Origin of the sequence: Limnofasciculus baicalensis BBK-W-15 (assembly GCF_024178385.1) — a bacterium.
Classification (GTDB): Bacteria; Cyanobacteriota; Cyanobacteriia; order Cyanobacteriales; family Coleofasciculaceae; genus Limnofasciculus; species Limnofasciculus baicalensis.
The window spans coordinates 1-7,588 of record NZ_JAMZMM010000303.1 but is presented as its reverse complement, the minus strand read 5'-3'; the positions used below and the strand labels follow the sequence as shown (position 1 = coordinate 7,588).

Annotated in this window: 6 protein-coding genes and 1 pseudogene; all 7 read left to right on the top strand. The window is 38.3% G+C overall.

Annotated elements, in window-relative coordinates:
* Positions 1-195 precede the first annotated feature (195 nt).
* Positions 196-1,584 (top strand): chromosomal replication initiator protein DnaA, encoded by a 1,389-nt coding sequence (dnaA, locus tag NJ959_RS22640; protein ID WP_254014009.1) that lies wholly within the window; start codon positions 196-198, stop codon positions 1,582-1,584.
* Positions 1,585-2,025: 441 nt separating this feature from the next.
* Positions 2,026-3,252 carry a DNA polymerase III subunit beta gene (dnaN, locus tag NJ959_RS22635; RefSeq protein WP_254014008.1) on the top strand — a complete coding sequence of 409 codons (1,227 nt, stop codon included), beginning with the start codon at positions 2,026-2,028 and terminating at the stop codon, positions 3,250-3,252.
* 367 nt (positions 3,253-3,619) lie between these two features.
* Complete coding sequence (locus NJ959_RS22630; RefSeq protein WP_254014007.1) at positions 3,620-4,504, top strand: CgnE/CgnB domain-containing protein; 885 nt, start codon at positions 3,620-3,622, stop codon at positions 4,502-4,504.
* 409 nt (positions 4,505-4,913) lie between these two features.
* On the top strand, positions 4,914-5,828 hold the full coding sequence (locus NJ959_RS22625; protein ID WP_254014006.1) for a CgnE/CgnB domain-containing protein: 915 nt from the start codon (positions 4,914-4,916) through the stop codon (positions 5,826-5,828).
* Between the two features lie 119 nt (positions 5,829-5,947).
* Entirely contained in the window at positions 5,948-6,100 is a 153-nt protein-coding gene (locus NJ959_RS22620) for a DUF5989 family protein (protein WP_373693695.1), read from the top strand.
* Positions 6,101-6,115: 15 nt separating this feature from the next.
* Positions 6,116-6,910, top strand: coding sequence for a phytanoyl-CoA dioxygenase family protein (locus NJ959_RS22615; protein WP_254014004.1), 795 nt, complete (start codon positions 6,116-6,118; stop codon positions 6,908-6,910).
* Positions 6,911-7,055: 145 nt separating this feature from the next.
* Positions 7,056-7,588: pseudogene (locus NJ959_RS22610) on the top strand (hypothetical protein); the annotation flags it as partial.

Sequence of the window (7,588 nt, the reverse complement as noted above, 5' to 3'; positions counted from 1 at the left end):
ATCGCCCGTGCCTAACACACCCTACAGTTAAATAAGATTTTGTTATCACCATAAATACGGGAAAGCCAACTGGCAAAAAATGATATAAATTAATCTCTGAAAAAACAAAGAAATCAACTTTACCCACTCCCCACTCCCCACTCCCTACTCCCTATTCCCTATTCCCTATTCCCTATTCATAATAGAGAAAACCTCATGGAAATTTCACCAGAAAAACTCTGGACTCAGGTACTAGAGCGATTACAGTTACAATTAAGTAGACCAACTTTTGAAACTTGGCTCAAAACAACTAGCGCCCAGCAGATGGAAAATAACTGCTTGGTGATTCATACTGCCAATCCTTTTGCTCGTAATTGGTTGCAAAAGTATTACATTAAAACGATTGCGGATGTGGTGCAAGATATTTTGGGTTACCCAGTGGACATTTACTTGACTGTCACCGCAGGGGAGGAAAACTATACTATCGGTGATAGTAATATGCCTTGGTCATTTCCCATAATCCCTAATACTCCAGAAACTGTCTCAAATCAACTACCAAAACCCAGTAAATTAAATCCAAAGTACATTTTCTCTCGCTTCGTCGTCGGCTCAAATAATCGGATGGCACATGCGGCTTCTCTCGCAGTAGCCGAATCTCCTGGAAGAGAATTCAACCCGCTATTTTTGTGCGGTGGTGTCGGTTTGGGCAAAACGCATTTAATGCAGGCAATCGGTCATTTTAGACTAGAAAATTCACCAGAAGCTAAAATATTTTATGTCTCTACTGAGCAATTTACTAACGATCTGATTTCAGCGATTAGAAATGATAGTATGCAGGGGTTTCGGGAACATTATCGAGATGCGGAAGTACTTTTAGTAGATGATATTCAGTTTATTGAAGGGAAAGAGTATACTCAAGAAGAGTTTTTTCATACATTCAATACATTACACGAAGCCGGAAAGCAAATTGTCTTGGCATCGGATCGTCCTCCTAACCAAATGACTAGCTTGCAAGAACGCCTCTGTTCCCGCTTTTCCATGGGATTAATTGCGGATATTCAACCTCCTGATTTGGAAACGAGGATGGCAATTTTGCAAAAAAAAGCCGAGTATGAAAATATACGTTTACCTCGCTCAGTGATCGAGTATATTGCCACTCAATATACATCTAATATTCGGGAATTAGAAGGAGCTTTAATTCGCGCAGTAGCTTACGTCTCAATTTCGGGGTTGCCCATGACTGTCGAGAGTATTTGCCCCATTTTAAATCCACCTGTACAGGCAATAAAAACTTCGTCTGAGGTGATTTTGGATACAGTGGCAAAGACATTTAATGTACCGATTGAAGACTTGAAAGGTAACTCTAGAAGGAGGGAAATTAGTTGGTCCCGGCAAATCGCCATGTATTTGATGCGGCAGCATACAGACTTAAGCTTACCGAGAATTGGTGAGGAATTCGGTGGTAAAGATCATACAACTGTGATGTATAGCTGTGATAAAATTGCCCAGATGCGGGAAACTGATCCAGCGTTAGACCGAAAACTGCGCCAACTTAGCGATCGCATTAACCTCACCACTAAAACCCAAAACCCTACTCCTCCCTAGGGAAAGCCTCGAGGCTGCTACTGACAGGCATTCCGCCTCTCCTAGATTTAAGGGTTGAAGACAGCCATGATTTATTTTGCAATTAACGAATGAAAATCTCTCATCCCCCAGTCTCCAGTCCCCCGTCTCGATTTTTAGGTGAAGGTAAGTATAAATACCTTGTGGAAAAGTTACATGGGTTTTCCACAGGTTTTTCCACAATCAGATAGTTGAGCTAATCAGTTGAACACAACCAGCCATTATCTTGACTTCTTTCACCCTAAAGTCTTTCCCCAAAGCTATTAGTAGTCAGCTTTGAGGAGTTACCCTTGATGATTGCTGATCGCTAAATTCGTGCCGCGATGATTCCTTTCCTCTTAAAATCACAACCATTAATTACTGGGAGTGAAGAGAGGTTTTCCACATTTTCCACACCTATTATTAGTTCTCGTTGAAATTTCTATGAAACTGGTTTGCAAGCAAAGCGATCTCAATAGTAACCTTTCACTAGTTAGTCGTGCTGTGCCCTCACGCCCCACCCATCCAATACTGGGAAATGTTTTATTAACCGCAGATTCAGAAAAAGGGCGGGTGCTACTAACTGCTTTTGATCTCAGCCTGGGGATTCAAACCAGCTTTGCGGCTGATGTAACATCAGGAGGCGCGATCGCAATTCCTGCTAAACTTTTTAATGATATTGTCTCCCGTCTACCAGATGGAGAAATCACGCTGGAGGACAAAATGGGAGAATCAGACAGTGATGAAGAAGTTAATAGTGTGATTGTGACATTAACTTCTAAATCCGGACGTTACCAAATGCGAGGAATGAGTCCTGACGAATTTCCAGAACTCCCAAAAATTGAAGCAGGATCGGCTATTCAACTACCAATTAAAGCATTAACTGAAGGATTCCGGGGTTCTTTGTTTGCGACGAGTGCTGATGAAACAAAACAGGTACTAACAGGAGTTCATTTAATTGTAGATCGAGATACCCTAGAATTTGCAGCAACTGATGGTCATCGACTTGCGGTTGTAGAAAATAGTAATTGGCAAGAAGAAGGAGAAGAAGGAGAAGAAGGAGAAGAAGGTGGGAAAGAAGAAAATTCTGCGATAAATCTACCCTTTGAACTTACTTTACCAGGGAGGGCACTACGGGAGCTAGAACGGATGTTGGGGATGCGTCAATCAAGTGAAGGCGAGGAAGCCTCTTCTACCGTAGCGCTGCACTTTGAGCAAGGTCAAATTGTCTTCCAAAGTGGAGATCATCGTTTAACTAGCCGTACTTTAGAAGGACAGTATCCAGCTTACCGTCAACTTATTCCTAGTCAATTCCAGCATCAAATGCAAATTGACAGGCGGCAGTTACTCAGTGCAGTGGAGCGAATTGCAGTCTTAGCTGACCAAAAGAATAATGTGGTAAAGTTTAGTATTGACAGTTCAAATCAGGCGATTGATATATCAGTAGAAGCGCAAGATGTTGGGAGTGGTACTGAGTCAATGTCGGCTGAAATTAGTGGTGAAAGTTTTGATATTGCTTTTAATGTGAAGTATTTAATTGATAGCTTAAAGGCGCTATCTACCTCACATATTTCAATAGAGATGAATTCAGCTAATAGTCCTGTAATTATCACACCTCTTGGTGGAACAAAAATGACTTACTTGATTATGCCTGTACAAATTCGATCGTGATATTGATGGATTTGTTGCAGCCAATCCTTGGCTAAAGAATCCCAAGAGAGTTTTAGTATATAGCGGTTCTCGTTTCAGTTTAATGACAAAGAAGGGTAAAGGGCAAACCTATACTGTCTTTGAGCAAGGGTGAGAACTGCTATAGATATGATAAACGATCCTTTTTGCTTTATTCCCAAGGCGTTAAATTCAGATATAGCACAATTTTGAATAAAGATCTACAAGTATTCATATCTCGTTGATGTAATCAGAAAAAAATTAGCTTTTACAGCCTGAGTTAACTTGGTGGCATATCTCAGTTAAAGCTACTTCAATTTAATTTTTGTCAATCAGAAAAATTAATTTTTGTAACTAAAGGAGCGATTGTATGGATATTATAGATTTTCACCAGGCTTTAATTACCAAAAATATACCAATCCTGGTTGATAAAAATCCAGTCAATACTTACTTGAGAGAACAAGGATATCCAACCACTTTTTTTGATGATTATGACTTTACCAGTAAACAAACTATATTTGCCATAATTTCAGATTACCATTATCACGATCGCCTGATCGAACTATCCCAGACATCGGAAAGTACAGTTGTCCATCTACTAGCTGTTAGGTACGATCCCAGTCTTAAGGCAATTGCTTATTCATTCGAGCAGCTTCTTTCTGGTAATCTGGAACAGGCGTTGGGTTTGAGAGCTAAGGCTTATGATAAAATTGCTGAGGCAGAAGAAGCATTATATTTATCCGATCTCAGAGGTAGTAAACTAAAGTGCTATTTGTCAGAAAGCTTAGAAGTTATTAATACTACAGATGAACTTAATTCTGGATGGTTTTACTCAATCGCTGAGTTTTGTGAAAGTTCTCTAATAAATATTAAGGGTAATAAATCCAGTTTTTCAGTAGAGGGAACTTTCTTTTTTGATGGCATAATATATGCTTGTGCAAATCCAGTGGTTAGAGATGGCAACCGCGAGGCTTTAACCTATTTATTAAATCGGATAGCATCAAGTGAAGAAAAATATGTTGAGTTTGAAGATAATGCCATAAATCGCCTAGTCATAGACGGTAGGGATGAGACTTCGATACTACTAAATATGAATTATGAACTAGAGCGCAATTTGACTCTTACTGAGATAGGTTTTGGCTGTAATACTGCTCTAGTTAAAAATGTTGATTGGCAAGTTAATTCACTGATTAACCATCAACAATCGAGGATTAATTACCATGGAAAACCAAAAAAAAGAAACCCGGAAACTTGAGCAAGTGAACAAAGAAACTCGCACCAAACTTGGTAATGCTTACTGGTAGGCTTTGGTCTAACGCTTAAGCAAAAGACTAGGGTATTTGTAAGCCGAGTAGCATGGTGATAATAGACGTTAGCCTTCAAAGTGGAATTTTCGATTTTGAGAAAATTATTCCCAGAAGGCAATAGTTTATAGAACCAGTCGCAAAAGGAAGAAAATACCCTATTGTTTGTTTTTTGTTGTGGTTTTGGTAGGGATAGTGTCTGAAGTATTGATGTATTACAGTCAGGAACTCCTAGTTGAGAGGAAACCCCACATATAAATAAAATCGGGGAGATGGGAAGATGGACGACCTCACCAGGCATTCATACCATTAACACTACGCAAAGTTTCAATTCTAAAGTATAAGAAACAAGCAATCATCATGAACATTCGGGAGTTTCATCAATCTTTAATTCAAAAACAGATTCCCATAATTGTCGATAGTCTTGAGGTTAATCTTTACTTAACAGAGCAAGGCTATAAAACTAAATTATTCGATCTATATAACTTTGAGAGTCAAGAGGCAGCATTTTTAATCTTTTCAGATTATAGGTATTACTACAAACTCAAAGAATTGTGGCAAACATCAAAAAGCCGGATAGTCCATCTACCAGCAGTAAAGTTTGATGGCAGATTGGAAACAATCGACTATTCATTTAAGCAAATTATAGCTGCTGATATTGAGCAATGCTTAACCATTAGATCTAACCTCTATGAAAAAATAGCGGAGGCAGATAGCGACTTATCCTTATCCGATTGGAGAGGCAGTAAACTAAATTGCCACCTTGGTGAAAGGATAGAAATAGCCAACAATGATGAGGAACTCGATCCAGGATGGTTTTACTCAATCGCGGAATTTTTAGAAAGCTCAATCGTTAACACTAAGGGGGATAAGGCAAGCTTTTCTGTAGACGGTACTTTCTTTTTTGACGGCATTCTCTATCAAACGACGACTGAAGATACAAAAGAAGAGAATATTAAACCTTTAAAATACCTAGCAGAGCGGGTTGCATCCAGTCAAGAAAAGTACCTTCAGATCGAAGACAATATCATAAAGCATCTGATCCTAGACGGTCAGGACGTAACATCAGTTTTATTAGATATGAGTTACCACCTGGAAAGGAATTTGAGTCTAACGGAAATAGCATTTGGGTGTAACAAGGGTATTCTGGAAACGATTAATTGGGAAATTAATTCAGTCCTTAATGAGGGAGTTTATGGTACGCACGTTGGGATAGGCATGGCACAAAAAGCTCCCCACATTGACTTTATTTCCCAAACATTAAAGCTGGACTAATTTATGATGTTTGAAACAACTAAGGATTTAAGCTGTCTTGCATTTAAACTGTGATATACCAGAATTTACACTTTATGTCCCATAACCTTTTGCCAAATCTTGATATCCCAGTTTAAATGATGAACAGCTTAGTAAAAAACTTATGGGGATTTGTTAAAGAACGCCAAAAATACCTACTGATTCCCATCATTGTAACTCTGTTAGTGGTGGGAGGTTTGATTATCTTTGTACAGTCATCTGCGATCGCACCAGTTATCTACACCCTATTTTAAAACATACCCGACTCTATGAAACTAACTAGAGAACAAGTAGAAGAGTACGAAGTAGAGGGTTTTTTATTCATTAAAGAACTTTTTCCCCCTGATGAAATGTCGCTAATCCGCGATCAAATACCAACGGTAATAGCAGATGAAGCCGTTGGTAAGGTTTGGGAAGAAGATGGGAAAACCTTACGCACTCTCTACGGAATCCATTTTACGAATCAAATCTTCCGCAATTTAGTTCGTCACCCCCGTCTGCTGCAACCTGGACAACAACTTTTCGGAAACGACTTATATGTTTTCCGCAGTAAAATTGTGATGAAGCCAGCTTTCACCGGAGGGATGTGGGGATGGCATCAAGACTCCGCATTTGCCCAGTATTACGAAGAAATTCCCTCGCCAAAAGGTGGAAATGTCATCCTTTTCTTGGATGAGGTAAATGAATTTAACAGCCCAGTATATTACATAGCAGGTTCTCACAAAGAAGGTATACTTGAAGCTGCAAATTCCTCTTCAACGACTAACTCATCCTTTACGCTCGCCAAAGAAACAATCGCTAAATTTGTAGATAGAGGGGGGATTGTAGCACCGAAAGGAGCAGCAGGTTCAGTTTTATTCGTACACTACGATACATTGCATGGTTCAGTTGGTAATATTTCTCCCTTTGAACGTAGTAATTTTGTAATTACTTACAGTTGTACTGAAGAGAGCGCCCTTTCCCACAAAAAAGAAAAACCTCCTTACTTGTCAACTTCAGATATCACACCGCTGCTACCTCTGAGTGAAAATGAAGTAGTTCGCCTATTAACTAATAGTGACTAATAAATAGGAAGGGAAGCTTCTCTGTGCTTTATTAATAGCAGGTGCAGTATTTTTAGAAGTATCTTTATCTAATAGCTTATTTTTGAGTTTAGGCGAAAATATCAAAAAATACAACTAACAACTAGATAGCGGATAAAAAATTCAGATGAAACAAATATACTTAAACTTTTTTACCACCCAGCAATCTTTGATTAAAGATCATATCAAAAAATATTCTAGTTTAGAAAAAGAAGATATTTTAGGCACAAATAAATCGATGGAACGCCAGAAAGATTTAGGAGGAATTATAGTTAATTACGACTTAGAGCAAAAAGCAATTGTAAATAGTTATGATATTCTTGTTCCCGGAGGATCTTGTTTCCTTGGCGATCGGATATTAGTGGCTTCTCAAATAAAAAACCATATTGAAGTTTTGGATAAAAATTTAAAATTTATATCTAGAATCAATAATCTACTATTTAATAATGTACATAGTATTTTTGTAACAAAAGAAAATACACTGATTGTTACATCTACTGGATTAGATGCAATAATAGAGATTGACTTAGAAGGAAATTTAATTTTTAAGTGGTTTGCTTTTGAGCATGGTTACGAACGAGATATGTTTGGTAACAAAAGAGAAATAAATTATAATGGAGATTATAGAAATCTAGATTTTCCCACTTTATATCATACCAC

Bases quoted from the DNA above. Each gene is read 5' to 3' on its own strand.
- dnaA (WP_254014009.1), top strand. From the start codon at position 196: ATGGAAATTTCACCAGAAAAACTCTGGACTCAGGTACTAGAGCGATTA.
- dnaN (WP_254014008.1), top strand. From the start codon at position 2,026: ATGAAACTGGTTTGCAAGCAAAGCGATCTCAATAGTAACCTTTCACTA.
- NJ959_RS22630 (WP_254014007.1), top strand. From the start codon at position 3,620: ATGGATATTATAGATTTTCACCAGGCTTTAATTACCAAAAATATACCA.
- NJ959_RS22625 (WP_254014006.1), top strand. From the start codon at position 4,914: ATGAACATTCGGGAGTTTCATCAATCTTTAATTCAAAAACAGATTCCC.
- NJ959_RS22620 (WP_373693695.1), top strand. From the start codon at position 5,948: ATGAACAGCTTAGTAAAAAACTTATGGGGATTTGTTAAAGAACGCCAA.
- NJ959_RS22615 (WP_254014004.1), top strand. From the start codon at position 6,116: ATGAAACTAACTAGAGAACAAGTAGAAGAGTACGAAGTAGAGGGTTTT.